The sequence below is a fragment of the Dermacoccus sp. 147Ba genome (assembly GCF_004151355.1).
Taxonomy (GTDB): Bacteria; Actinomycetota; Actinomycetes; order Actinomycetales; family Dermatophilaceae; genus Dermacoccus; species Dermacoccus abyssi.
Map to the genome: position 1 here is coordinate 249,854 of NZ_SEHL01000003.1, position 24,363 is coordinate 274,216.

The 24,363-nt window shown below is 69.9% G+C and carries 17 protein-coding genes; 8 read left to right on the plus strand and 9 right to left on the minus strand.

From position 1 onward, the window contains the following. Positions 1 to 2 precede the first annotated feature (2 nt). The gene (locus EVU97_RS05625) at positions 3 to 890 is read left to right on the plus strand and encodes an EamA family transporter (RefSeq protein ID WP_129664209.1); all 888 of its coding nucleotides are present in this window, start codon (positions 3 to 5) and stop codon (positions 888 to 890) included. On the opposite strand, the gene EVU97_RS05630 is transcribed toward EVU97_RS05625, so the two are convergent. The 3 genes from EVU97_RS05630 to EVU97_RS05640 all read right to left on the minus strand — a co-directional run bounded on the left by EVU97_RS05630 (position 875) and on the right by EVU97_RS05640 (position 4,666). Continuing rightward, positions 875 to 1,354, minus strand: a complete 480-nt coding sequence (locus tag EVU97_RS05630) for an 8-oxo-dGTP diphosphatase (protein ID WP_129664211.1) — start codon at positions 1,352 to 1,354, stop codon at positions 875 to 877. The two genes, EVU97_RS05625 and EVU97_RS05630, sit on opposite strands and share 16 nt — an antisense overlap. Further along, positions 1,351 to 3,636 (minus strand): helicase-associated domain-containing protein, encoded by a 2,286-nt coding sequence (locus EVU97_RS05635; RefSeq protein WP_240730140.1) that lies wholly within the window; start codon positions 3,634 to 3,636, stop codon positions 1,351 to 1,353. Before EVU97_RS05635 ends, EVU97_RS05630 begins: the two co-directional genes overlap by 4 nt. Positions 3,637 to 3,748: 112 nt before the next feature. Continuing rightward, positions 3,749 to 4,666, minus strand: coding sequence for an aldose 1-epimerase family protein (locus EVU97_RS05640; protein ID WP_129664215.1), 918 nt, complete (start codon positions 4,664 to 4,666; stop codon positions 3,749 to 3,751). 140 nt (positions 4,667 to 4,806) lie between these two features. Between EVU97_RS05640 and menD the strand changes: the two genes are divergently transcribed. Then, positions 4,807 to 6,567: a 2-succinyl-5-enolpyruvyl-6-hydroxy-3-cyclohexene-1-carboxylic-acid synthase gene (gene menD, locus EVU97_RS05645; protein ID WP_240730141.1), complete on the plus strand. Its 1,761-nt coding sequence runs from the start codon at positions 4,807 to 4,809 to the stop codon at positions 6,565 to 6,567. 28 nt (positions 6,568 to 6,595) lie between these two features. Here the strand turns inward: menD and EVU97_RS05650 are convergent, their stop codons facing one another. Both EVU97_RS05650 and EVU97_RS05655 read right to left on the minus strand, forming a co-directional pair. Beyond that, positions 6,596 to 7,057, minus strand: coding sequence for a flavodoxin family protein (locus EVU97_RS05650; protein WP_129664217.1), 462 nt, complete (start codon positions 7,055 to 7,057; stop codon positions 6,596 to 6,598). Positions 7,058 to 7,076: 19 nt separating this feature from the next. Further along, on the minus strand, positions 7,077 to 8,333 hold the full coding sequence (locus tag EVU97_RS05655) for an isochorismate synthase MenF (protein WP_240730142.1): 1,257 nt from the start codon (positions 8,331 to 8,333) through the stop codon (positions 7,077 to 7,079). A 58-nt stretch (positions 8,334 to 8,391) separates the two neighbouring features. On the opposite strand from EVU97_RS05655, the gene EVU97_RS05660 reads away from it, so the two are divergent. The 6 genes from EVU97_RS05660 to EVU97_RS05685 all read left to right on the plus strand — a co-directional run bounded on the left by EVU97_RS05660 (position 8,392) and on the right by EVU97_RS05685 (position 14,626). After that, complete coding sequence (locus EVU97_RS05660; RefSeq protein WP_047310441.1) at positions 8,392 to 9,135, plus strand: demethylmenaquinone methyltransferase; 744 nt, start codon at positions 8,392 to 8,394, stop codon at positions 9,133 to 9,135. After that, a complete protein-coding gene (locus EVU97_RS05665; RefSeq protein ID WP_129664221.1) occupies positions 9,132 to 10,469 on the plus strand; it encodes a geranylgeranyl reductase family protein in 1,338 nt (445 codons plus the stop codon). Before EVU97_RS05660 ends, EVU97_RS05665 begins: the two co-directional genes overlap by 4 nt. A 22-nt stretch (positions 10,470 to 10,491) precedes the next feature. After that, positions 10,492 to 11,490, plus strand: coding sequence for a polyprenyl synthetase family protein (locus EVU97_RS05670; RefSeq protein ID WP_129664223.1), 999 nt, complete (start codon positions 10,492 to 10,494; stop codon positions 11,488 to 11,490). 94 nt (positions 11,491 to 11,584) lie between these two features. After that, positions 11,585 to 12,178, plus strand: coding sequence for a TetR/AcrR family transcriptional regulator (locus EVU97_RS05675; protein WP_129664225.1), 594 nt, complete (start codon positions 11,585 to 11,587; stop codon positions 12,176 to 12,178). Next, entirely contained in the window at positions 12,175 to 13,329 is a 1,155-nt protein-coding gene (locus EVU97_RS05680) for an alanine racemase (RefSeq protein ID WP_129664227.1), read from the plus strand. The genes EVU97_RS05675 and EVU97_RS05680 overlap by 4 nt, the downstream gene beginning before the upstream one ends. After that, a complete protein-coding gene (locus tag EVU97_RS05685; RefSeq protein ID WP_129664229.1) occupies positions 13,322 to 14,626 on the plus strand; it encodes a D-arabinono-1,4-lactone oxidase in 1,305 nt (434 codons plus the stop codon). Before EVU97_RS05680 ends, EVU97_RS05685 begins: the two co-directional genes overlap by 8 nt. Positions 14,627 to 14,669: 43 nt before the next feature. Here the strand turns inward: EVU97_RS05685 and rarD are convergent, their stop codons facing one another. The 4 genes from rarD to recC all read right to left on the minus strand — a co-directional run bounded on the left by rarD (position 14,670) and on the right by recC (position 24,337). Continuing rightward, on the minus strand, positions 14,670 to 15,614 hold the full coding sequence (rarD, locus tag EVU97_RS05690; protein WP_129664231.1) for an EamA family transporter RarD: 945 nt from the start codon (positions 15,612 to 15,614) through the stop codon (positions 14,670 to 14,672). A 100-nt stretch (positions 15,615 to 15,714) separates the two neighbouring features. Then, complete coding sequence (locus EVU97_RS05695; RefSeq protein WP_129664233.1) at positions 15,715 to 17,526, minus strand: AAA family ATPase; 1,812 nt, start codon at positions 17,524 to 17,526, stop codon at positions 15,715 to 15,717. Then, positions 17,523 to 20,906 (minus strand): UvrD-helicase domain-containing protein, encoded by a 3,384-nt coding sequence (locus EVU97_RS05700; RefSeq protein WP_205744862.1) that lies wholly within the window; start codon positions 20,904 to 20,906, stop codon positions 17,523 to 17,525. Before EVU97_RS05700 ends, EVU97_RS05695 begins: the two co-directional genes overlap by 4 nt. Further along, positions 20,903 to 24,337, minus strand: coding sequence for an exodeoxyribonuclease V subunit gamma (gene recC, locus EVU97_RS05705; protein ID WP_129664235.1), 3,435 nt, complete (start codon positions 24,335 to 24,337; stop codon positions 20,903 to 20,905). The genes EVU97_RS05700 and recC overlap by 4 nt, the downstream gene beginning before the upstream one ends. Positions 24,338 to 24,363 lie beyond the last annotated feature (26 nt).

Below are 24,363 nucleotides of genomic sequence, written 5' to 3' on the forward strand. Positions count from 1 at the left end.
CCATGACGCCCCGCCACATCGCCCTCGCACTTCTCGTCGTGCTCATCTGGGGCGTCAACTTCGTCGTCATCCACGAAGGCCTCGAGGGCGTGCCGCCGCTGCTGTTCGCGGCCATTCGCTTCAGTTGCATCGTGCCGTTCGTCGCCGTCGTACCGCGTCCGAAGGTGGCCTGGCGCGACCTCGCACCGGTGGGCCTGCTCATGTCGGCGGGGCAGTTCGGTTTTCTCTACTCGGCCATGGCCGCCGGTCTCGCCTCCGGGATGGCGTCGCTCATCCTCCAGGCCCAGGCGCTCTTCACCGTCGTCATCGCGGCCGCTCTGCTCAAGGAGCGACCGAAGGCGATCCAGCTCGTGGGCGTGGGTGTGGCCCTGGCCGGTCTCGTTCTCGTGGCGTCCGGACGCTCGGGCGCGACGCCACTCGTCGGGGTGATGCTCTGTCTCGCCGGTGCGCTGAGCTGGGGCGCGGGGAACGTCGCGGCCCGCCGCTGCGCCGGCGCGTCCGGCCTGGGACTGACGGTGTGGGGCAGCCTCTTCGTGCCGCTGCCGTTGTTCGCGCTGTCCTTCCTCATCGAGGGCCCGAACCGGATGGTCGAGGGGCTTCATCACTTCGGAGGCGCAGCGGTCGCCTCGACCGCCTACACCGTCGTCCTCGCAAGCCTGGTGGGTTACACGATCTGGAACGGCCTCATGGGCCACTACCCGGCTTCGAACGTCGCACCGTTCACTCTGCTCGTGCCGGTCGTCGGCTTCCTCGCCGGGTGGCTGTTCCTCGGGGAGGTGCCGGCTGTCTCGGCGTTCGCCGGAGGAGCGCTGCTCCTCGCCGGTGTTGCGATCATCGTCCTCGGCCCCAGGTATCTGGGACGAAAGACCCGCGTTCAGATTCCGGTGTGACTGGCGAGGGTCGCGCCGTCCGCGGCGTAGGTGAAGGTGGCCTCGTCGAAGCCACCAGCAAGCGCCGCAGGGAGCCAGTGGACGTTGTCCGGCCACATACGGCTCGTGGGCAGAGCGTCGACGGGCACCCACGTGACGAGCAGTTCGTCCGAGTCCTTCGGTTCGCCCGCGGCCGCGTCGGTGACGAAGACGTGCACGCGCATGTCGACCCCGCCGCCGTCCGGGAAGGCGAAGGTGACGACGCCCCGCGCGTCCAGATCGGCGTCGTTCACACGAAGCGACGTCTCCTCGAACAGCTCCCGCGCGGCCGCTCGGCGAGGTGCTTCACCCGGATCGACCTTGCCGCCCGGCACGACCATGCGGCCCTGGCCGAACCCGCGCAGCTTCTCCCCGAGCAGGAGGTGCGTGCGGCCCTCGAGGGTCCGGGTGACGACGACGAGGCACGTCTCGATCGGCTCGCTCACGCCGGTGCCACCCCGGTGATGCGGTGGATGGAGAACGAGCGGGTGGTCGTCGTGTTGTCGCCGATCTGCCCGACGACGCGCCCACCCGAGACGCTCGTCGGCCGGAAGAGGGCGCGCTTGATGTCGCCCGAGGCATCGACATAACCGATCCAGACGGGAGCCCGATCGGCGGCAGCGTCCTGCAAGGAGGTGAGTGTGACCGTCGGGTCGGACGAGGGGATGCGCGTGCGCTCGTCGTGCTGCGAGGGGCGCACGGCGCTCTTCTCCGCCTCCCGCATGCGCTGCGTCATGGCCGTCGCTTCGTCACCGTCGAGGCGGACAACACGAACCGGCGTGCTGCGGCGCCCGGGCGTGGGGGAGCGCTTCACCGCTTCGGTGCGCACGACGACGCCACCGTCCGAGGTCTCGGCAACCGGCGCGTGACGGTGCTCACGCAGAACGTCGAGCAGCGTCGAGGCGGGCAGGGGCGAGACGCACACGGTCGGAGCGATGCGGCGTAGCTGGAGCGAGGCGAGCGAGGAGTCCGCGACGAGGGCGTCGAGCGATCCCTCGTCGTCGCTGCGCACGTACGAACCGACGGAGCCGACGCGCAGATGGCCGTATCGACGCGCGACGTCGCCGAGAAGGTACTCGAGCGCCTGGGGGACCGGTGTCATCGAGTGACGCCGGAGGGCCTCGAGCGCTTCGCCCGAGGAGACGCCGTGGTCGAGCAACCGTCGGATGCTGCTCTCGGTGAACCGGAAGACCGTTGCGCCGCCACGTGATTCGACGTCGGCGCTGCGGCGCATGAACGTCGCGACCTCTTCCGTGAGAGGCCCTGGCGCAATAGCGGTGAGGTCGCCCTGGAGCATGACCTGCGAGACAGGCTGGGGCATGGAGGCGGCCATGAGGGCGGCGACGGACTCGAGGTTCGCCTCGCTCGTCGGGACGGAGTCGTCGCTCGGCACCGCGAGGAGCGCTCGACCGGCGGAGGTGAGGGCAGAGCGGCCCGTCACGCCGAGCCAGCCGGCCTCGCGCAACACGTCGTCGGCGCGGGTGGGGGCTTCCTCGGGAAGGCGCAGGGGTCGTTTCCAGCGCAGCAGGGCGTCGACCTGTTCGGTGGTCGGGGCGCTGCCTGCCTCGAGCGCGGCGAGCGTGGCGAGGACGTCGGCGCGGCGAGCCCGCATGAGCGGCCACGAGGCGTCCTTGCCGAGGACGCTGACGAGAGTGCCGTCGATCGTCTGACCGGCGAGGCTCGCGGCGCGCGTGGTGTCGCGCCACGCGAACGCCAGATGGGCCCAGCGACGGGCAGGAGTCCACGTGGCCCACTCGTCGTAGAACTCGGTGGGCCGCCACAGCGGATCGACCTCCCCGTCGGGAGCGAGAAGGCCGGCGGCGTAGGAGAGTTCGAGGACGAACGCCGTCAGATCGCTCGAACTGTCGATCGCTACGGCCGTGCGTCGGTGATCGCGTACGGCGACGCCTCCGGTGCGCAGCACGCGGGGCGGTTGGGCGTCCCAGGCGGCGACGACCTCGTCGAGACGCCACAACAGATCGAGCACGGCGCCGGCCGCCGCGTCGTCGGCACTCGCCTGCTCGACGTGGGTCATCTCGGCGGTCGGGGGAGCCCACGCCTCGCGGTACAGACGCCCGCCACGCAGCGCGAGCCCGACCTCACGCGGGATGACGGCGTCGCTGCCGCGCTCGCCGTCGACGGCCACCATGAGGCCGGCACCGACGAGTTCGCGGCGCACATCGCGCAGGGTCTGCGTGGTGAACGAGCCGCGTGCGGATGTCCACCGGAGTTGGTCGATGACGGCCTGAGCACGCGGTGAGAGCGCGTTGTAGGCCCGTGTCACGGCGTCGAAGTCGCCCTCGGAGCCGACGGCAAGGTCGTCCAGTCGTACGTCAAGATCGCTCGCGCTTCGTCCCAATCCTGCTGGGTGCGTGAGGGTTTCGCCGACAGCTCGGGCGGTGCGCCACCCGCCGGGAGAGCGCCAGACGAGAGCCTGGTGCCACAGCTCGCGGATACCGTCGTCGACGGCGGAACGTGACGCACCGAGCGCCGAAGGAGCGCCCTCGGCGCCGACGACGAGCAGCGCTTCCACGAGGTGGAGGAGGCGCGCGTCGAGGTGTTCGAGAGCGCGCTGGACGCTGGCGCGCGTGGAGGCCCGCGCGGCGAGCGACGTGATGTCGGCGGGTGCCGGGCGCGCCAGATCGGGCCGGGCGAGAAGGAGCGCCGCGAGGTCGTCGTCCGCGCGGCCCCTCAGGTCGTCGGCGAAGCTACGGGCAGATCGAGGCACTCTCACCACGGTAGTCGCCGCGGGCGGCATCGGCATCCGCGGCGCCCATCGGGGTTCGATGTTGAGCGGTGTGGGCGGTACCCGTGCCGCGCTCACCGCTCAACATCGAGTTTCAGGCGCCGGTGATGCCGAACGGGGCGCTCCACGTCTCGCCGGGCGCGAGGGTGAGCAGGCCCTCCCCGGTGTTGAAGGCGTTGGCGGGGCATGTCATCGGTTCAACGGCGAGCCCGGAACGGCGGTTCTTCGGTTCGGGCAGGCCATCGCCGGTGAAGGTCTGGACGTAGCGGTACGCACTCGCGTCGGCCCACAGTGTCGTCGTGCGCGAGCCGCTCGTGACCGACGCCCGCCAGCGGCCGTCGGTGACGCCGATGTCCGTGAAGCACGTGTCGAGTGAGACCCCCTCGAGCGGGAGCCCGCCGGAGAAATCGTGGGTGCTCGTCTCGCGCCCGGTCGGGATGAGTCGCTCGTCGACGGTGAGCTGCGTGGCGACGTCGAGCGTCAGGGCGGCGTCGTCGAGCGAGGACTCACCCGCGGTGAGGTACGGGTGCGCTCCGAACCCGAACGGGCACGCGGTGGACGACAGGTTCGTGACGTTCGGGGTGACCGTCAGGCCGTCGGGGTCGAGCGAGTACGTCATCTCGACGCGCAGGGTCCACGCCCAGCCGGGCTGGGGATGGAGGGTGACGCCGACGGTCAGCCGGTGGGTCGAGCGCTCCACGAGATCCCAGGCGAGCCACTGCACGAGACCGTGCGAGGCGTTCGCCAGCCCCGGTTCGGTGTGCGCCAGGAGGTAATCCTCGCCGTCGAACGAGTACCGTCCGCCGTCGATTCGGTTGGGCCACGGCGTGAGGACGTGTCCCCGCGCGGCGTCCGCCATTGCCTCGACGGCATAACCGAAGACGAGGTCACGCTCGTCGTGGGTCAGGCGGCGCAGACCACCACCCACCTCGACTACGGTTGCCTCGTAGCCGTGCGCCGCGATGGTCCACTGCTCGCCGCTCGGGGCGGGGAGGTCGTTGAGGGTGCTCACGTCGGTCAGGCTAACGGCCCTGTCAGGGTCGGGCCCACCGCACACTCCCACCCGGGAGCGGGCAGGACCGGGCCCACCCGAGTGTCCGTCACACCCTGTCACGTGTGGCCTTCGGCGGCGGGGTGCGCGAGACTGGCCCGGTGAATCCTTCGACCGCTATGGCCACCGTCCTCGTCGACGAACTCGTGCGCCTGGGCATCACCGACGTCGTCCTCGCGCCCGGCTCACGTTCCGCGCCGCTCGCCTACGCGGTGGCGCGGGCCGACGCCGCGAAGAAGTTGCGCCTCCATGTGCGCATCGACGAGCGTTCGGCCGGCTTCCTCGCCCTCGGACTCGCGAAGATCTCACGTAACCCGGTGCCGGTCATCACGACGAGCGGCACGGCCGTCGCGAACCTCCACCCGGCCGTCCTCGAAGCGCACCACGCGCAGGTGCCGATGATCGTCATGTCGGCCGACCGTCCCGCAGAGCTGCGTGACACAGGTGCCAACCAGACGACGGATCAGGTCAAGATCTTCGGTCAGACCACGCGCTGGTTCCACGAGTTCGCCACGCCCGCCGAGCGTGAGGGGCAGAACACCGTGTGGCGCTCGGTCATCGGTCGTGCGGTCGCGCACGCCGTGGGAGTGCCCACCGGCGACGCCGGACCGGTCCACCTCAACCTGCCGTTCCGTGAGCCGCTCACCCCCGAAACCTCCGACGACGGGACGTGGCCAGAGTCCCTCGAGGGCCGCGATCGTGGACGCCCGTGGCTGCAGTTGCGAGCCCCCGCCTCCCGCGTCGCCGTGGCGGACGGGCCGGGCATCGCCCCGGTGCCGCGCACCCTCGTCCTCATGGGCGACCTGCCCGACCCGCGCATGAGCGCGGAGATCGCCGAACTCGCGGACGCCGCCGGTTGGCCCGTCATCGCCGAGCCGTTCGGTGACTACCACCGTGGCCGCGCGATGCCGCACGGTTCGCTCATCCTCGCCTGCCACGACTGGCTGGACGAGCACCTGCCGGAACGCGTGCTCGTCGCGGGTCGCATGACGCTCTCGCGTGACGTCGCCCTGCTGCTGCGCAACCCCGAGGTGACGGTCGAGATCATCACCGGATCGAACGCGTGGGCCGACCCCTCACACGTCGTCCAGCGGGTCCACGAGTGGGCCACGATCGCCCGTTCGCACGAGCTGGTCTCGGCGTGCGCCGACCGTCGCTGGGCCAGTGCGTGGCGGATGGCGGGCCACCGCCTCACCCAGGTCGTCGGGCCGCTCGTCGCTGAGTCGTGGCCATCCGGAATGTCCGCGACGTCGACCGTCGTGCAGCACCTGCCGGCCGACTCGGCGCTGCTCGTGGGTTCGTCGAACACGGCGCGCGACCTCGACCTCGGGCGCAACCCGCAGCAGATCGCTCGCAAGGTGTCCGCGGTCGGCAACCGTGGCCTGTCCGGAATCGACGGGCTCGTCTCGACGGCCATGGGCATCGCACTCGCGCACGGGCGGCCGAGCTTCGCCCTCATGGGGGACCTCACGTTCCTGCACGACAGCAACGGGTTGCTGCTCGGCCCCGGCGAGCCACGCCCAGATCTCACCATCGTTGTCATCAACGACAACGGCGGGGGCATCTTCGGCACCCTCGAACAGGGGCGGCCGGAGTTCGCCGAGCACTTCGAGCGCGTCTTCGGTACGCCGACGGGCGCCGATCTCGAGATGGTGTGCCAGGCGCACGGCGTCGAGTACACCCGGGCCACCTCGCGTGAGCACCTCATCGATCTCGTCTCGAACCCGCGGCCGGACGTCCAGGTGGTCGAGGTGACGGTCGATCGCAGCGGTGAGCGTCTCGGCCGCCGCAATCTCGTGGCCGCCGCCGTCGAGGCCGTTGCCGGTGCCGAGGAGATGCCGACGCGGTTCGAGCGTCGCTGAGCGCCGGTCCGGACGCGCTCGGTGTGCGTCAGGCGATGAGGTTGGCGGCGACGGTGGCGCCGAACTCGCGGGCCTCGGCGAGGTCGACGTCGCTCAGTTCGCCGAGGCGTTCGTACGGTTCGGCGACCAGACGAAGGTCGAGCCCGGTGGTGATGGCGTCGAGGGCACGACGCGCGCCGGTGGTGTCGCTGCGTCCGTGAACCCAGTAGGAGAAGGGGCGGCGCGCCACCTCCTCGAGCAGGTCGTCGTACGTCGAGTCGAAGCTGTGCTTGAGTGCGCCCGAGATGTAGCCGAAGTTCACGGGCGTGCCGAAGAGGTAGCCGTCGGCGTCGAGGTAGAGCTGCGGATCGGTGGCCTCGAGGGCTGCCACGGCGTGCACGTCGACCTCGCCGGCGAAGAACTCGGGATCGCTCGCACCCGCGAGCACGGCGTCGCGCAACGCAACGGTGGCGGGCGTCGGGGCGTGTGTGATGACGAGGAGTTGCTTCATCCCTCGACGGTAGCGGCGATCAGCGCAGCGCTTCGCGCATCGGTGCGAGTTTGGCGACCGACTCGGCCACCTCGCTCACCGGATCCGAGCCCTCGACGATGCCGCAGCCGGCGAACAGGCGGATGCGGCACGGGTTCTCGATGTCGATCTGGCCGCTGCGCAGGGCAATGCCCCACTCGCCGTCACCGCGCGCGTCGATCCACCCGACGGGCCCGGCGTACCGGCCGCGGTCCATGTGTTCCAGCTCGTCGATGACGAGGGCGGCCTCGCGCGTCGGCGTACCGCAGACGGCAGCCGAGGGGTGCAGTGACGCCGCGAGCGTGAGCGACGACGCGCCGTCGGTGAGAGCCCCGGAGACGTCCGTCGCGAGGTGCATGACGTTCGGCAGGTGCAGCACGAAGGGGGCGTCGGGCACGTTCATCGAGGAGCAGTGCGGCCGCAGCGCGGCCTCCACCGAACGCACGGCGAATTCGTGCTCGACGAGGTCCTTCGAACTGCGCGCGAGGCTCGCCGCGAGAGCCAGGTCGTGATCGTCGGAACCGGTGCGCCGGATCGTTCCGGCGAGCACACGCGAGGTGACGAGGCCCTTGTCCGAGCGCACGAGCAGCTCCGGCGTGCCACCGACGAGCCCGTCGACGGCGAACGCCCACGTGTCGCGGTAGGCGGTGGACAGGCGGGCGAGGAGCCAGCGCGGGTCGATGTCGGCGTCGGCGGTGTGGATCTCGTCGCGCGCGAGGACGACCTTGTCGATACGTCCGGCGCGGATGTACTCGATGGCGTCTCCGACAGCGCCGCGCCACTGCGCCGGCGACAGCGCACCGTCAGTCCGCTCCACGCCGGTGGGTGCCTCGGCGGGCTTCACCTCCGGCAACTGGTCGGTGGTGCGGTTGATCGTCGTCAGCCACGCGTGGCCGTCACGCCGACCGACGATCATCTCCGGTACGACGAGCGCAGCGCCTTCGTCGGAGGAGTTGCGGAAGCTGAACGAGCCGAAGCCGACGAGGCCGGTGCCCGGTCGTTCCACCTCGTCGACGACGTCGGCTGCGGCGACGAGGGCGTCCCACCACTCCTCGGCGTCGGCGAAGCGAGCGTCGCCGGAGGTGGAAACGGCTGCCGCGCGTCCCCAGCCCACGAGCCCTTCCTCGCGCCGAACCCAGGACATGACGTCCTCCGCGGGGCGCCCTGCGGGGATGAGGCCGACGAGGTCACCGGGGTCGGTGAGCTCGTACGTGCGTACGCGCAGACGCGGCGTGGCGGCGGGACGGGCTTCGTTCACAATGGACCAGCCTAAGGCGCGCTTCGGCCCAGGCGGTGACGGGTGCGAGAATGCAGGCATGAATCGAGCAGGCCTGGACAAGCGACCCTCCGACGTGGCGCGCATGTTCGACGACGTGGCGGCACGCTACGACCTCATGAACGACGTGCTCTCCCTCGGTCAGGACCGTCGCTGGCGCAAGCAGGTGCTCAAGGCGCTGGCTCCCCGGCCCGGTCAGGTCGTGCTCGACATCGCCGCCGGAACCGGCACGTCGTCCGAGCCCTTCGAAGCCGCGGGAGCGCACGTCGTGCCCGCCGACTTCAGCCTCGGCATGCTGCGTGAGGGCAAGAAGCGCCGCGCCGACATGGCCTTCACCGCCGCGGACGCGACGAAGCTGCCGTTCGCCGACGCCTCGTTCGACGCGGTGACGATGAGCTTCGGCCTGCGCAACGTCGTCGATGTCGACGGCGCCCTCGCCGAGTACGCCCGCGTGACGAAGCCCGGTGGCACCCTCCTCATCTGCGAGTTCAGCCAGCCGACGAACGGTGCCTTCCGCAAGATCTACGGCGAGTACCTCATGCAGGCGCTCCCGCCGGTGGCGCGCGCCGTCAGCTCCAACCCGGAGAGCTACGTCTATCTCGCCGAGTCCATTCAGGCCTGGCCGGCGCAGCGCGAACTCGCCACGCGCATCAAGGCAGCAGGCTGGGGCGACGTCGAGTGGCGCAATCTCTCGGGTGGCATCGTCGCGCTTCACCGCGCGGTGAAGCCTGCGGCGGCGAAGGGACAGAAGAACCAGCCGAAGTCCAAGGGCGGGGCGGCGTGAGCGACACCTCGAACCTCACGCCGGGCACCCGTGTGAACAGCGCAGACGCATCCGAGCGCGCCGACGTCATCGTCGTCGGCGCCGGCCCCGGCGGTTCGACGATGGCCGCGTACCTCGCGGACGCGGGCCTCGACGTCCTGCTCCTGGAGAAGACGCGCTTCCCACGCGAGAAGGTCTGCGGTGACGGCCTCACGCCGCGCGCCGTCAAGGAACTCGACCTGCTCGGCATTCCGACCCCCGAGAGCGAGGGGTGGATCCGCAACAAGGGGCTGCGCCTCGTGGGCCGCGGTATGCGGTTGCAGGTCGACTGGCCCGAGGCGTCCGGCTTCCCGACTTACGGCCTCGTGCGCACCCGCCAGGACTTCGACGACATCCTCGCGCGTCACGCGGTGAGCAAGGGTGCCCGTCTCCTGCAGGGTGTCAATGTCACCGAGCCGCTGCGCGAGGGCTCGCAGGTCGTCGGTGTCAGGGCCAAGCTCCTCGGTGAGGACGGCCGTGCCACGGGGGATACGGCCACCTACCGCGCCCCGCTCGTCGTCGCGGCTGACGGCAACTCGAGCCGCTTGGCGCTCGCCGTCGGGCGCGAGAAGCGCGAGGACCGCCCCATGGGCGTCGCAGTGCGCGGCTACTACACGAGCCCCCGCACGCACGACGACTACCTCGAGAGCTGGCTCGAGCTGCCCGGACGTGACGAGCACGGGCGCGAGGTCCTGCTCCCGGGCTACGGCTGGATCTTCGGCGTCGGCGACGGCACCTCGAACGTCGGTCTCGGCATCCTCAACACCTCCAAGGCGTTCGGGCGCACCGACTACCGCGAGGTGCTCAAGCGCTGGGCCGCGCAGATGCCGGCCGAATGGACCTTCACCGACGAGACGCTCGTCGGCGACCTGCGCGGCGCAGCCTTGCCCATGGGTTTCAACCGGACGCCGCACTATGCGGACGGCCTCATGCTCGTCGGTGACTCGGGCGGCATGGTCAACCCGTTCAACGGCGAAGGCATCGCCTACGCCATGGAGGCCGCACGCCTCGGAAGCGAGGTCGTCGCGAGTGCCTTCACCCGTGGCCGCCATGACGACGCTGCCCGCGAACGCGTCCTCGAGACCTACCCCAAGGTGATGAAGGACGCCCTCGGTGGGTACTTCACCCTGGGGCGTCACTTCGCCACGATCATCGGCAACCCGCAGCTGATGAAGCTCGCCGTGACATACGGTTTGCCGCGGGAAGACCTCATGAAGCTCGTCGTCCGGGTCATGGCGAACCTCGCCGACCCGAAGGGCACGAGCACCACCGACCGCCTGTACAGCGCCCTGACGCGCATCACGCCCAGCGCGTGAGCGACGACGAAAGAGTGAACCGATGACATCCCCTGCCGCTGCGGTCGTGCCCGAGGCGTCGGACGAACTGACGCAGCGCCTCGCCGACGGTCTCGTGCGCGTCAACGACCGCCTCGACGAGGTCGTCGATCACGACAGCCCGCTCGTCAAGGAGGCGTGTCACCACCTCGTCGACGCCGGGGGCAAGCGTTTTCGCCCGCTGCTCACGTTGCTCACCGCCGAACTCGGCACGGGCGCGAGCAACGAGGTGGTCGATGCCGCCGCCGCTGTCGAACTGACGCACCTCGCCTCGCTGTACCACGACGACGTCATGGACGAATCCGACCTGCGTCGCGGGGTGCCGAGCGCCAACTCGGTCTACGGCAACTCGACGGCGATCCTCGTCGGTGACCTGCTGTTCGGCAAGGCCTCCGAGCTCGTCGCTCACCTCGGCTCCGAGGCCGTGCTCCTGCAGGCGCGTACCTTCGTCCGCCTGTGTGCAGGCCAGATCGAGGACGAGCGTCAGGCTCCTGACGGCGAAGACCCCATGGCCTATTACCTGCGTGTGCTCGCCGACAAGACCGGTGTGCTCATCGCGGCCGCCGCGCAGTACGGCGCCATGTTCTCCGGCTGCGACGCGCGCGTCATCGACCTGCTCGGCCGATACGGCGAACTCGTCGGCCTCGTCTTCCAGCTCTCCGACGACATCATCGACATCACGAGCGACGCCGAGACGCTGGGCAAAATGCCCGGCACCGATCTGCGCGAAGGCGTGGCGACCCTGCCGACGTTCTACGTCAACGCCTCGAACGACCCGGCCGACGAGCGGCTCAAGGAGCTCCTCGCGCGCCCGTTGGTCGATGACGCCGAGCACGCCGAAGCCCTTGAGCTGTTGCGTCGTCACCCCGCGATCGACAAGGCACGTGAGCACACTGCCTCGCTGGCTCGTGAGGCGGCTGCGCTCATCGACGAGTTGGGCGAAGGTGACGCGCAGACGGCTCTCAAGGCGCTACCGATGAGCGTCGCGTCGCGTTCCGCCTGAACCCGCGAGACGCGTCACGCAGTCCGATAGTTGAAAGATGAATGGGTTTCTTTCGTCGGGTCACGCGTCCTCATGAGGGAGTAGGGTCGCAAGCATGCCTCGGTTGGACATCGACACGCGCAGGACGCAGCTCATCGACGCTGCCATCCGCATCGCGCTCCGTGACGGCCTCGACAACACGACGGTGCGGCGCATCGCGACGGAGGCGGGTGTCTCGCTCGGAACGGTGCACTACTGCTTCGACAACAAGCGGGCCCTGCTCGAAGCAGTCGTCGAGACCCTCCTTCAGCGTGAGGTCGACGTAGCCGAGTTCGACCTGCCCGACGGCGCCACCCCCGTCGACGCCATCAAGCAAGCCTTCCGGTACTACTGGACCTTGAGTGGTGCCCAGACCGAGCGGCAGCGCCTGGTCTACGAACTGGTGGCCTACCTCGTGCGCCAGGAGGCTCCGGGTCCGCAGCTCGCGCAACGCATCTTCGCGAACAAATACGAGGTCGTGCGCGGCTTCGTCGAACTGTTCCAGAAGAAGGGGGAGGCCGAACTCGGTCTGCCCGCCGATGTCATCGCCCGGATGACTGTTGCCATGACGGACGGCGTCGCTCTCGCGTGGCTCGCGGACGGGGATGACGAGAAGGCCCTCGAGGTTCTCGACAGCTTTGCAGAGATTCTCGCGATGACCCAGACATGACCTCCGTGTTCGACGCCCCCATCGATGCAGGTGAGGGGCCGCAGTTCGTCGTCGATCAAGGCGTGCTCCGTGAGAACTTCGAGAAGTTGCGTCGCGCCGCCGACGGTGTGCCGCTCCGGCTCGCGAGCAAGTCGGTGCGCGTGCGCTCGATCCTCGAATGGGGCCTCGAGCAGGACGGGGTCTGCGGTCTGCTCGTCTACTCGGCGGCCGAGGCGCTCTGGCTCGTCGAGAACGGCGCCCACGACGTCGTCATCGCCTACCCGAGTGTTGACGTGGCGACGATGGCGATGGTTGCGCAGAACGACACCGCCCGCCGCGAGATCACGTTCATGGTGGACCTTCCCGAGCACCTCGAGATGATCGGGCGGATCGGACGCGAGCACGGGTGCGAGTTGCGTGTGAGCCTCGACGTCGACGCGTCCCTGCGGATCGGACGCCTCTCACTCGGCGTCCACCGATCGTCGGTGCACACCGCCGAAGAGGCCGGAGAATTCGCGCGCCTCGCCTCCGAGACCGAGGGTGTGCGCCTCGTCGGCATCATGATGTACGAGGCCCAGGTGGCCGGCGTCGCCGACGCCACCCCCGTGCACCGACTCATCAAGCGCCGCTCCGTGCAGGAGCTGGAGGTGCGTCGCGGTGCGGTGCGTCGGGCCGTCGAGCAATACACCGACCTCGAGTTCGTCAACGGTGGCGGAACCGGCTCGGTGCACCTGACCGGAAACGACGGTGTCGTCACCGACATCGCTGTGGGCTCCGGACTGTTCACCTCGACGTTCTTCGACAACTACCGCGATCTGACCACCAAGGCGGCCGCTTACTTCGTCTCGCCGGTCGTGCGGCGTCCGTCAGAATCCGTCGTCGTCACGTTCAGCGGCGGCTACCTCGCCTCCGGTGTCGGTAACTCGTCGCGTATGCCCACCCCGGTGTGGCCCGAGGGGTTGCGCTATTTCGGTCAGGAGGGCCCGGGCGAGGTGCAGACCCCGTTGCGTGGCCCCGGAACGCGTGGGCTCGCGATCGGCGACAACGTCTGGTTCCGCCACACCAAGGCGGGCGAGGCGTGCGAGCGTTTCGACACCGTTCACGTCGTGGAGGGTGGGCGCGTCATCGAGACGGTGCCCACGTATCGAGGGGAGGGCAAGAACTTTGGCTGAGTGGAGCAACTGGGCGGGCAACGTCACGGCGACGCCGTCACGCGTCGTCTCGCCGAGCGATACTGCCGCGACGGCGGAGCTCGTGCGTGAGAGTACTGCGGCTGGACGCAAGGTTCGCCCCGTCGGTGCCGGCCACTCGTTCACTCCCATCGCGCAGCCGGTCGACACCCAGGTGCGTCTCGACGCGATGTCGGGCATCGTCTCGGTCGACGAAGCGACGAACCGCGTGCGCGTCAAGGCGGGCACCCACCTGTACGAGCTCGTCAACCTGCTCGCCGACCGCGGCCTCGCGCTCGCGAACATGGGCGACATCGACCGTCAGACGATCTCCGGCGCCGTCTCCACCTCGACGCACGGCACGGGCCTCGCGTGGACCGGCTTCGGCGGCACTGTCGTCGGCGGCGAGATGGTCACCGGCACCGGCGACGTGCTGCGCTGGAGCGAGGGCGGAGAGAACAGCGACCTCGTGCCGGCGCTCGGCGTCACGCTCGGAGCACTCGGTGTGCTCACCGAGGTGGAGCTGCAGTGCGTGCCCGCGTTCACCCTCTCGGCCGTCGAGCGTCCCTCGACGATGACCGAGGAACTCGCCGTGCTCCCCGCGACCCTCGCCGAGACCGATCACTACGAGTTCTACTGGTTCCCGCACACCGACAAGGTGATGACGAAGCGGAACACGCGCGGCGCCGGCGATGCCCCGACGAAGCCGTTGGCGCAGTGGCGCCACAAGCTCGACGACGAGTTCCTCTCCAACACGCTCTTCGACGCGATCTGCCGCCTGAGCGTCGCTCGCCCGAACCTCACGCGCCGCATCAACAACGTCTCGGCGCGGGCCCTCTCGGCGCGAGAGTTCAGCGACGTCAGCCACAGCGTCTACGCCTCACCGCGCACCGTGCGTTTCCGCGAGTCGGAGATGGCTGTGCCGGTCGAGGCGGCCGAGTCGATCCTGCGTGATCTTCAGGCCTGGGTGGAGCGCACCAACGAGCCTGTCGCCTTCCCCGTCGAGGTGCGCTGGACGGCCGGCGACGACCGCTGGATGTCGACCGCCTACGGCCGCGAGAGCTGCTACATCGCCATCCACCACTACGTGAAGGCCGACCACCGGACGTACTTCAAGTACTTCTGGGACATGGCGCGCGCTCACGAGGCGCGCCCGCACTGGGGCAAGATGCACGACTACGACGCTGAGTACCTGCGCACCGTCTACCCGAAGTTCGACGACTTCGTGGCGCTGCGCGAGCGCTTCGACCCGCAGCGGGTCTTCACGAACGCCTACCTCGACCAGGTGCTCGGCGCCTGACGCTGACCTCAGGTTCTCCGGCCGGCCCCGCCTCGACCTCGGTCTAGGTGGGGGCGGCCGCTGACGTCTCCAGGGCCGTCGCGCGGCACGCTCGCCGGGTTCGCCGGGCTTGCGCGAGGGAGTCAGCCGTGAGGACGACGAGGGCGATCCAGACGAGGCCGAAGCCCACCCAGCGTCCGGCGCTCATCGTCTCGCCGAGCACGAGCACGCCGCACAGCAGCTGTATGACCGGCGTCATGAACTGCAGGAGCCCGATCGTCGAGAGTGGGATACGGCGCGCTGCGGCGGCGAAGAGCAGCAGCGGGATGGCGGTGGCGACGCCCGACAGGGCGAGCAGCACGGGGTGCCACGAGCCGTTACCGGACCACGTGCTGCGCCCCGTGGCGCCGAGCCACACGAGCATGACGGCCGCGAACGGAGCGAGGACGACCGTTTCTGCGGTGAGCCCCTCGAGCGCCGTGAGGCGCCCGCCGACACGCTTCTTCATCAGCCCGTACGCCGCGAAGCTGAGGGCGAGGCCGACGGAGATCCACGGCGGGCTGCCGTAGTCGACGGCGAGGTACACGCAGGCGATGACGCCGATGGCTACGGCGAGCCACTGCATCCGACGTAGCTTCTCGCCGAGCACGAGCACCCCCAGCATGACGGTGACGAGCGGGTTGAGGAAGTAGCCGAGCGCGGCTTCGGTGACGTGTCCCGTCGTCACGGCGAGGACGTAGACGACCCAGTTGATCGCGATGAGCACCGCTGCGATCGAGATGGCGCCGAGGCGTTTGAGATCGCCGAACAGGCTCCTGAGGAAGCCGAGATGACGTGTGACGCCGAGCAGGACGACGCACAGCAGGAGCGTCCACAGGATGCGGTGGGCGAGGATCTCCCACGGCCCGGCAGGGATGAGGGCGTGGAAGTAGAGCGGGAACATGCCCCACGCGAGGTACGCGAGGAAGCCGTAGAGCGTGCCCTTGCGTGTCTCGTCCTCGTTGCTCACGAAGCCCGTCCCTTCATCACCCCGTCGCTCCGGTTTCGGGGCGCGACCTCATTCGATCACGCCGCCCGAACCGGCCGACGGGGGTGTTCACGCTGCGGCCTCAGCCGTCCTGCTCGCGCAGACGGTGACGCAGCCCGGAGGCGCGCAGGATCGGCGTCTCCACAGCGAGTTCGACGGCCTCACGCGTGCCGACGACGGTGAGGCGCTCTGTCGCTCGGGTGAGAGCCGTGTAGAGCATCTCGCGGGTGAGCAGGCGCGAGCCGACCGGCGGCACGATGACGGTGACGTGCTCGGCCTGGCTTCCCTGGGCCTTGTGCACGGTCATGGCGTGCATCGTCTCGAGGTCGCCCAGGCGCCACGGCGAGAACGTGCGCACGCCGGAGGCGGTTTCCATCGCGGCCACGAGCGCGGTGCCCTGGCGGATGATGACGCCGCTGTCGCCGTTGAAGAGCCCGAGGGCGCGGTCGTTCTTCGTCACGATGACCGGGCGCCCCACGTACATGGCGTACGGCGTGACGTCGGGGAACCGCTCGGCGAGGGCGTTCTCGATGAGACGGTTCCACCGCGCCACACCGAACGGCCCGGTGCGGTGCGCCGCGAGGAGCCGACTTGCGCGAAGCTGCGCGACAGCCGCCTCTGCGTTGCCCGTGGCCGCGACCTCGCGCAGCCGGGAAGCGGCCTCGACGAGGTGAGGCAGCATCGTGAGGTCGGGGGCGTCGGTCTCGAGGAACTCGACGCCGTCGTCCGGGCTGTCGATGGCTGCGAGCACACGCTCCGAGGACGGCGGGACAGTTCCTTCGCCGCCGTCGGGATGGTCGCCGGTCGGCTGCGCGAAGGCCTCCGCCACCGCTGCGCGACCCTGCGTGAGGCGGTGGTGCGTGGCGAGCCGGATCACTCCGGTGTCGAGCCCGGCGACGAGGTCGCCGAGCACGGAACCCGCCTCGACGCTCGCGAGCTGGTCCGGGTCGCCGACGAGCACGAGGCGCGTGTTCGGCCCGAGCGCTTCGAGCAGGCGTGCCATGAGGCTGAGCGAGATCATCGACGCCTCGTCCACGACGACGACATCGTGCGGGAGCGGGTTGCCCCGACCGTGGACGAACCGTTGGGAGTTCGTGCGGTCGTAGCCGAGCAACCGGTGGAGCGTGAGCGCGTCGTTGTCGGCGAGCACGTCCGCTTCGCGCAGCGATTCGGCCATGCGTGCCGCGGCCTTGCCCGTGGGGGCAGCGAGTGCGATGCGTGTCGTGTCGCCGAGGGCTGCTCGGGCGGCCACGAGCATTGCAGCGACCGTGTAGGTCTTACCCATGCCGGGACCACCGGTGAGGACTGTCGTTGCGGACGTGAGTGCCGAGTCCACTGCGGCGCGTTGGGCGTCGTCGAGGGCGCCCCCTTCGAGAGCCGCACCTGCGCGCCGGAGAGCGTCGTCGTCGACGGGCGCAACACCACGTGAGCGCAGGAGACCGGCGACGATCACCTCGTCGCGGTAGTAGCGATCGAGGTACGCCAAGCCGTACTCGAGGTGCACGACACCCTGCCCGACGAGGGGACCGGTGCGCAGGTCGTCTGCCAGCTGGTGCGACGACGGTGGCGCGACGATGTCGGCGAGCGTGATGGTCGGTGCCTCGGTGTCGTCGTCGAGCGAACGGTCCCGTTCGGGTGTGAGGCGGCCGATTTCGTCGAGTGCGAGCGCGCTGGAGCCCTCGCGCACGGCGCGCACGGTCAGCGCGAGCGTGGCGATCTGCCACGTGTCGGTCGGCGCGTCGACGAGCCGGGCGACGCGGCTCGCGACAAGGGCATCGCCCTCGGTGACGAACGCCGCCGCCCTGAGCGTTTCGAGCGGAGTGCCGTTCGGTGTGTCGCCGCCCGGCTCTGCGGAACGCTCGCCGGGTGTGGTCGGCAGCTGCGTGTCGGTCATCGGACACCACCTGCCCGTACCCCGTCGACGGCGTCGGACAGCGCGACGACGAGTGTCGCCGGCGGCCGCCAGGTGAAGACTCCGCACGGCGTGCCGTTCTCGCGCGGCGTGTCGGGGCCGGCCATGCCACGGACGTAGAGGTACATCACGCCTCCGAGATGCTCGTCGGGGTTGTAGCCGGGCAGCCGCCAACGCAGGTAGCGGTGCAGCACGACGGAGTACAGGATCGCCTGCAGCGGATACGACGAGTGGTTCATCGCCTCGACGAGCCGCGACGGCGCGTAGTCGGCCAGCGTCAGCGCCGCGTCGACATCGCCGAGTCGGTTGGTCTTGTAGTCGACGACGAAGTAGCGGCCACCATGACGGAAGGTGAGATCGATCGAACCCGTGAGGTAGCCGCGCAGGAGCTCATCGCCGAGTGCCGAGGTATCGAGCTGATCCGCATAGGTGCGCAGGGGGTCGCCTTCGTCGAGGTGCTCGCGCAGGAGCGGAGCGAAAGCGCGCAACGTCGATGACGGGTGGGGCTCCTCGCCGCCGGAGAGAGGGAGCTCGAAGTCCATCTCGGGCAGTCGATCGGTGGAGACGATGTCCCGCAGCGTCACGTCGTCGGCCAGGGGGCCGAAGGGCGTGTGCATGACGGCGACGAGGGCGTCGGCGAGTGACTCGACCTCGACATCCGCGGGCCAGCGCATCTGCTGCTCGAGGATGTGGGCCCGCAGCTCGTCGCGCAGGTCCGCGGCCTGGAAGTCAGCCTCCTCGAGCACGCCGTGGACGAGGGAACCGAACGTCGCGCCCATCGGCTGATTCGCCATGGGGGAGGAGATCTCGCTGCCCGGCATGTCCGGGGACGGCGGCGTCGCGAGTTCGACGTCGGCGTCCTCGTCGAGGCGGACGGCGAGGTGCTCGGGTTCGCTTGTCACATCACCGAGGGCGGCGAGTTCGTCGGCGGCCTCACCGGCGGCGGAGAGCGCCGAGTAGGACGTACGGCGCCAGGCGCGATCGACGTCCGCGTCGTCGAAGGTGTTCACCGCAAGCCGCGCGTCACCCCGCCTGACCGTGATGTGCGGAGGAACGGTGTTGGGGTCGATTTCATGGACGGTGAACGCGCCGTGCTTCGCCCAAGCGGCAAAGACCTCGCGTACCCGGTCCACCTTGGGGGTGCCGTTCTGTTCCGTGGTGGTGAGCCACTTCTCGGATGCTCCGTCGGCGCGCTCCTGAAGGAGCGCATCGAGGGCCTCGGGGCCGTTGGCCTGCCCGAAGAGCAACCGGTGCAGGGCGCTCTTGGACGTGTTCTGCTTCGTGCCGGCCCACCACAGGACGAGGCCGCTCTGCGCCCGCGTCATCGCGACGTACGCCAGACGCATCTCCTCCCCGGTGTTCTCCTCCGTGGCCTCGGGAGCGTTCACCGTCGCGGGGTCGAAGGACAGCTCCCGGCGGTTGTTGCGGTGCACGACCCCCGGAGTCTTGGTCGGCTGGTCGTGCCGGTCCCACAGCGTCGGGGCCAGAACGATGGGGTATTGCAGACCCTTGCTGCTGTGGATGGTCGACAACGTGACGGCGAGGGCGTCGGAGTCGAGGCGCATGATGCGTGCGTCGGCGGTTGCTTTGGCGTCCTGTGCGCTCTGCTCCTGCAGCCAGGCGACGAGCGAGGAGATGCCTGCCTGGGCCGACATCTGCCGGGCCGCGAGCAACTGGGCGCAGTGTTCGATGTCGGTGACGTCGCGTTCTCCGCCGGTGCGGCGCAGGAGGCGGGCGAGCATGCCGCGCGCACGTAGCGCGTCGACGATGCCAGGAACGCCGCCGGAATGGAACCGCGCCAGCAACATGGCGACGAGTTCGGCTGCCTCGTCGACGCCCGAGTCGTCGATCGCGTCGAGGCGCTCGGCGGACCACCCGACGAGCGGCGTGAGGCAGGCGGCCCTGACCCGCTCGGGGCGGTGCGGCTGCTCGAGTGCCATGAGCAGTTCGAGCCACCACCGGCCGGCGGAGCTTCGCAGTACCGACTCGCTCGACATCATGACCGCCGGAATGCCCAACTCGCGCAGGTACTCGCGCACTTCGACGAGCTGATTGTTGGTACGGCACAGGACGGCCAAGTGATGGGGAGCGAGGGGCTCACCGTCGAACGTCGTTTCCCCGGCGAGAAGCTGCGCGGCCCTCGCTGCGACGTCGCGTAGGACGATGGAGCGGGCCAGCCCGACGGCCAGCCCGGACTCGGGAACCCAGCGCAGTTCGACGGGGGCGTCAGCCTGCCCTGGCTGTCCGCCGAGGCGTGAGGTGTGCTGGGCCGCGTCGACGCGGTGCGTCACGATGCCGGGTGAGAGCTGGACACCAGCCATCAGTGTCTGCAGGCTCTCGACGAGCGGAGCGTCGCTGCGGTAGTTCGTCGGCAGCGTGAAGGAGTTGACGGCCGTTTTCGCTGCCGACAGGTATGTCTGTACGTCGCCACCGCGGAAGGCGTAGATGGCCTGTTTCGGGTCGCCGACGAGGATGAGTGAGCGGCCCTTCTCGCCGAATGCGCGGGAGAAGACCTCCCACTGGACCGGGTCGGTGTCCTGGAACTCGTCGACGAGGACGACGCTCCAGCGCTCCCTCATGCGATCACGTGCGGGGGAATTCTCGTCGTTGAGCGCCGAGCGCAGCTGGGAGAGCAGGTCGTCGTACTCGAGGATGCCGCCGCGGCGCTTGCGGCGTGCGTACTCCTCCCGCACGGCACGGCTGAAGGCGATCGCGGTCTCGAGGTGCGCCGGCGGCGGAACCGGGCCGATCTCTGCGGTGCTGTTGTCCAGCGTGGCCTTCGCGTATTTCTGTGTTTCCTCGTAGTCGAGGGTGAAGTTCGCTTCCTTGCTGAACCGGAGGAAGACGTCGTCGACCACCTCCTGGCGCAGGGTCTCGGTGTCCTCGACGAGCGTGGCGTACGGGTCCGAGTCGCCCGCGACGCCCAGACTCTTGAGCACGTAATGGCAGAACTGGTGGATCGTCGCGATGGTGGCGGAGTCGAACGTTGCGAGCGCTCGGGCCAGACGGGCCCGGCGCTGATCCACCGCCTCGGCGCCGCCGCCGCGCAGCGCCGTGACGAGTTCGTCGTCGTCATCGCCGGCTGGTGCGCCGAGGCGGTGCAGCGTGTCCTCGAGCTGGCCGCGGACGCGTTCACGCAGTTCCTGGCTCGCGGCGCGCGAGAACGTGACGACGAGAAGCTCGTCGAGGGGGAGTTCCTCCTCGGCCACGAGCCGGGTGACGAGCGCGGCGAGGGTCCACGTCTTGCCCGTGCCGGCGCTGGCTTCGATGAGTGTGGTGCCCTCCGGGATGGGAGCGGTGATGCTGAACGGCTGCATGACGTTCGGCACGGTGTCGGGCAGCGCGGGCTGGTATCCGCTCATGACGAGAGCTCCTGACGGTGGTCGACGATGGGGCCCCACAGGCGCGGCGCCAGCAGCGTGAAGCGCCCCTGCGCGTCCAGGCGAGCGAGGCTGGCTCGCCCCTCGAAGACACGGCTCCACCACTCGTTGGCGTCTTCCCGGGTGTACTCGTAGCTGCTCTCCCACTCCCGACGAGCCTTCATGAGGCCGCGCTCCACGGCCTTCGCCTCGTTCGGGTTGGCGCTGCGCATCGCGGCACGGTAGCCCTCCACGTACGCAAGGCCGGTCTTGGCCGGGACCGGTAACGGAGCGCGCAGCCCGTAGCCGCGGTTGAGGACGAGTGAGACGAGGCTCTCGCGCGCTTCGGCCGAGTCGACTGTGAGAACGCACGAGCCGCTCCTTCCGCGAACCGCAGCCCGCCAGGTTCGGTCGGGGAAGCAGGCGGCCAGGGCGAGCACTTTGACCCACCCCGAAGCGAGGTGCCGGGCGTTGACGCTGCCGTAGTTGACCACCTGGATCTCGTCGCCGATGACCCCCGGCACCACACCGGTGAGACGCACCGAGGTGCTGGGCGCGCCCTCGGCGCTCGGCGGCAGGGCGAGATCGAGGTGGATGTCGTGCGACGTGCGGTCGCCCGGGGGGAGACCCTCGAGAACGCCACGCACCTGCCTCTCGATGGTGGCCGCGTCGTCGCGGCCCGCCTTGAGAAGGTCCGGAGGCAGACTGCCTCGGCGCCTCTCGTCGGCCAGCGCACGATCCAGAGCTCGGCCGGAGAGCACCTGGCGCAGAACGCGGTCACCGACGGCCCACTTTTCAAGGGGATCGAGTTGGATCGGTAGACCGTCCTCGACTTCCTCGGCCTCGTAGGTGACGCCGATCTGCAGGCGCGAGCGCAGGAAGGTGCGTGCAGGGTTCTCGAGGAACGACGTGAGGTCGTCGAGTGTGACGTCGGTCGGGGGTGCGGGCGCGAGCGGTTCGGAGAGCAACGCCGGGCGGGGCAGAGGGTCGGCGTGGAACTCGCGCAGGGCCCGGGCTCCCTGGAGCGCGGCGGCGTCGTAGGAACCGCCGGGCAGGGGGGAGGCCTCGACGAAGTTGCGTTCGTCGAACGCCTGAAGGGGGTGCAGGTGCTCGAACGGCGCCCCCTCGTCCGCACTCTGGGCCGTGTTCTGGGCAGGGGATTCGCCCGTGCCGGTCCGAGCGGCCGCCGAGATGATCTCCTGCAGCGGGACGGCCGGTGGGCGGCGGGTGCCGTCACGCTCGTCGAAGCCGGAGTAGAACGCGATGAAGTGATGCTGTGCCGCCATGAGGGCGTCGAGCAGGAGCTGCCGGTCCTCACTGCGGGCATCGCGTTCGCCGACGAGTGGGTGGCGGGCCAGCACGTCGTCGCCGTCGACGACCTGAGCGCGCGGGAACGTGTCGTCGTCGAGACCGAGCAGGACGACGGCCTTGTGCGGCACCGAGCGCATGGGCGTGAGCGTGCAGACACTGACGGCCCCGTTGCGGAAGTTGCTGCGCGTGCGGCGCGGACCCCAGCGCTGCTCCAGCATGACGCGGACATCGGTGATGCGAAGCGCGGCACCCGATACGGAGCCGGTTTCGAGGAACGACAGTTCGCGTTCGAACTCGGCGCGCTGCCAGGCCATGTCACGAGCGGGTGCAGCGACGGCGAGCACGTTGCGCCGCAGCCACGCGAACCACTCCTCGGGAGTGAAGCTCGCCCGCGGCAGGGCGGGGTCGACGGCGCTCACGCGGCGGATCTCCCACGCCGCTTCGCTCACCTTCGTGAGGAGGGCGACGAAGGCCTCGGCGACGGCGATGTCGGAGCTTCCGAGATCGTCGACCGGGACGAATTGCGACGCCGCCGCGTCCGTGTCAGCGCTCATGGCGACGCCCAGGGCCAGCCGGTCGAGGGCCTGCGCCCAGGTGTTGTTCTCGAGGCCGCCAAGGCTGTACTCGCCGCGATGCTGGGCATCGAGACCCCAGCGAGCCTCCGTCGTGCGGACCCACCGGGCGATGCGTTCGAGCGCGTCGGTGTCGAAGCCGAACTTCTCGGCCACCGCGGGGAGCCCCGCGAAGTCGAGCACCTGCGAGGCGGTGACGCGGCTCGTCACGAGTTCGACGAGACGCTGCGCGGCTTCGGCCAGCGGGTTGGTGGCCGAAACGGCGCGGTCCGCCAGTTGCACGCGTAGACGCCGGCCGGGGTGGTGGTCGTGCTCGTCGACGGCCGCGAACGTGGCCTTGATGAGCGGTGCGTACGTTTCCACGTCGGGGCACATGACGACGATGTCGCGCGGCTCGAGATTGCCGCCCTCGGCGCTCACGAGCCACAGGAGCGTCTCGCGCAGTGCTTCGACCTGACGGGCAGCGCCGTGGCACACGTGGATCTGCACCGAGCGATCGTCTTCGGGCACGCTCGGCACCGACGACGGCGCTCGGTCGGCGCGGATGTCGTCCTGCATGAGGGCGAGGCGGGTCGGCGTCGCCCGAGAGGCGTCGCGACTCTCCCCACCGCCAGAATCGGTGGCATCGACGACACTGCGTGCGAGCAGAGCCGCCTCGACCTCACGGATGTCACGGCCCAACGTGGCGAGCAGCGGATGCGCGGCCGCCTCGGCGCTCGCATCATCTCGGCGGGCGACGATGCCCTGCCGGTTCTCGGCCAGCGCGGCCCAGAGGGCCGGGCTCGGGTGCGGCAGCCACACGTGGACATCGCACACCTGCCCGAGGGCCTCGAGCAGGTCGAGCATGGCGGCCGGCATGCGCGTGTAGCCGAAGAAGGAGACGCGTTCCGGCAGGTCGCTCGGCGCCGTGCCCGCCCGCAGATCGGCGAGGGTGCGGTCGAGGCGCTGGACGGGGGAGGCGTCGGCGCTGCCACATGCCAGGACGCGCTCGACCACGGTGCGCCACAGCGGGGCCTGCCACGCGAGATCAGGATCGACGAGGTCGTTCTCGCGGCCCGCCTCCCAAGCACGCATGAGCTCGGGGCGGTCGTCGGCATACCGGGCGAACAGGCCGGCCACACGGCGCGCCACCGCGTAACGGCGCGACTGCCGGGCACGGTGCCACCACGGATCCTCACCCGCCCGCACCGCATCGGCACCGAGATGCCGCGCCAGAGCCTCGAAGCCCGAGCGTGAGACGCACTCGTCCATGGCTGCGAGCACCGCCCACGCGAGGCGGTCGGGGTGCCACGGATCGTCGTTCTCCCGCCCCAACAGGAGCGAGATGAAGGTGTGCGGTGTGCGCACGTCGATCCCCGCGCAGACGCCGTCGTCACCGAGCGTGGCGCCGAGGCGGTGCGAGAGCCGCTGCGTCAGCCAGCGTTCGACGCCGGCCGAGGGAGCGACGACGAGCTCGCGGGCGAACACGTCGAGCGGTGCCTCGGCGAGCAGCTGCGCGAGCTGGTCGGCGAGGGCCGTGGGATCGTCACGACGATGCAGGATGAGGGCCACGTCGCGACACTAACGCGAGCCTCCGA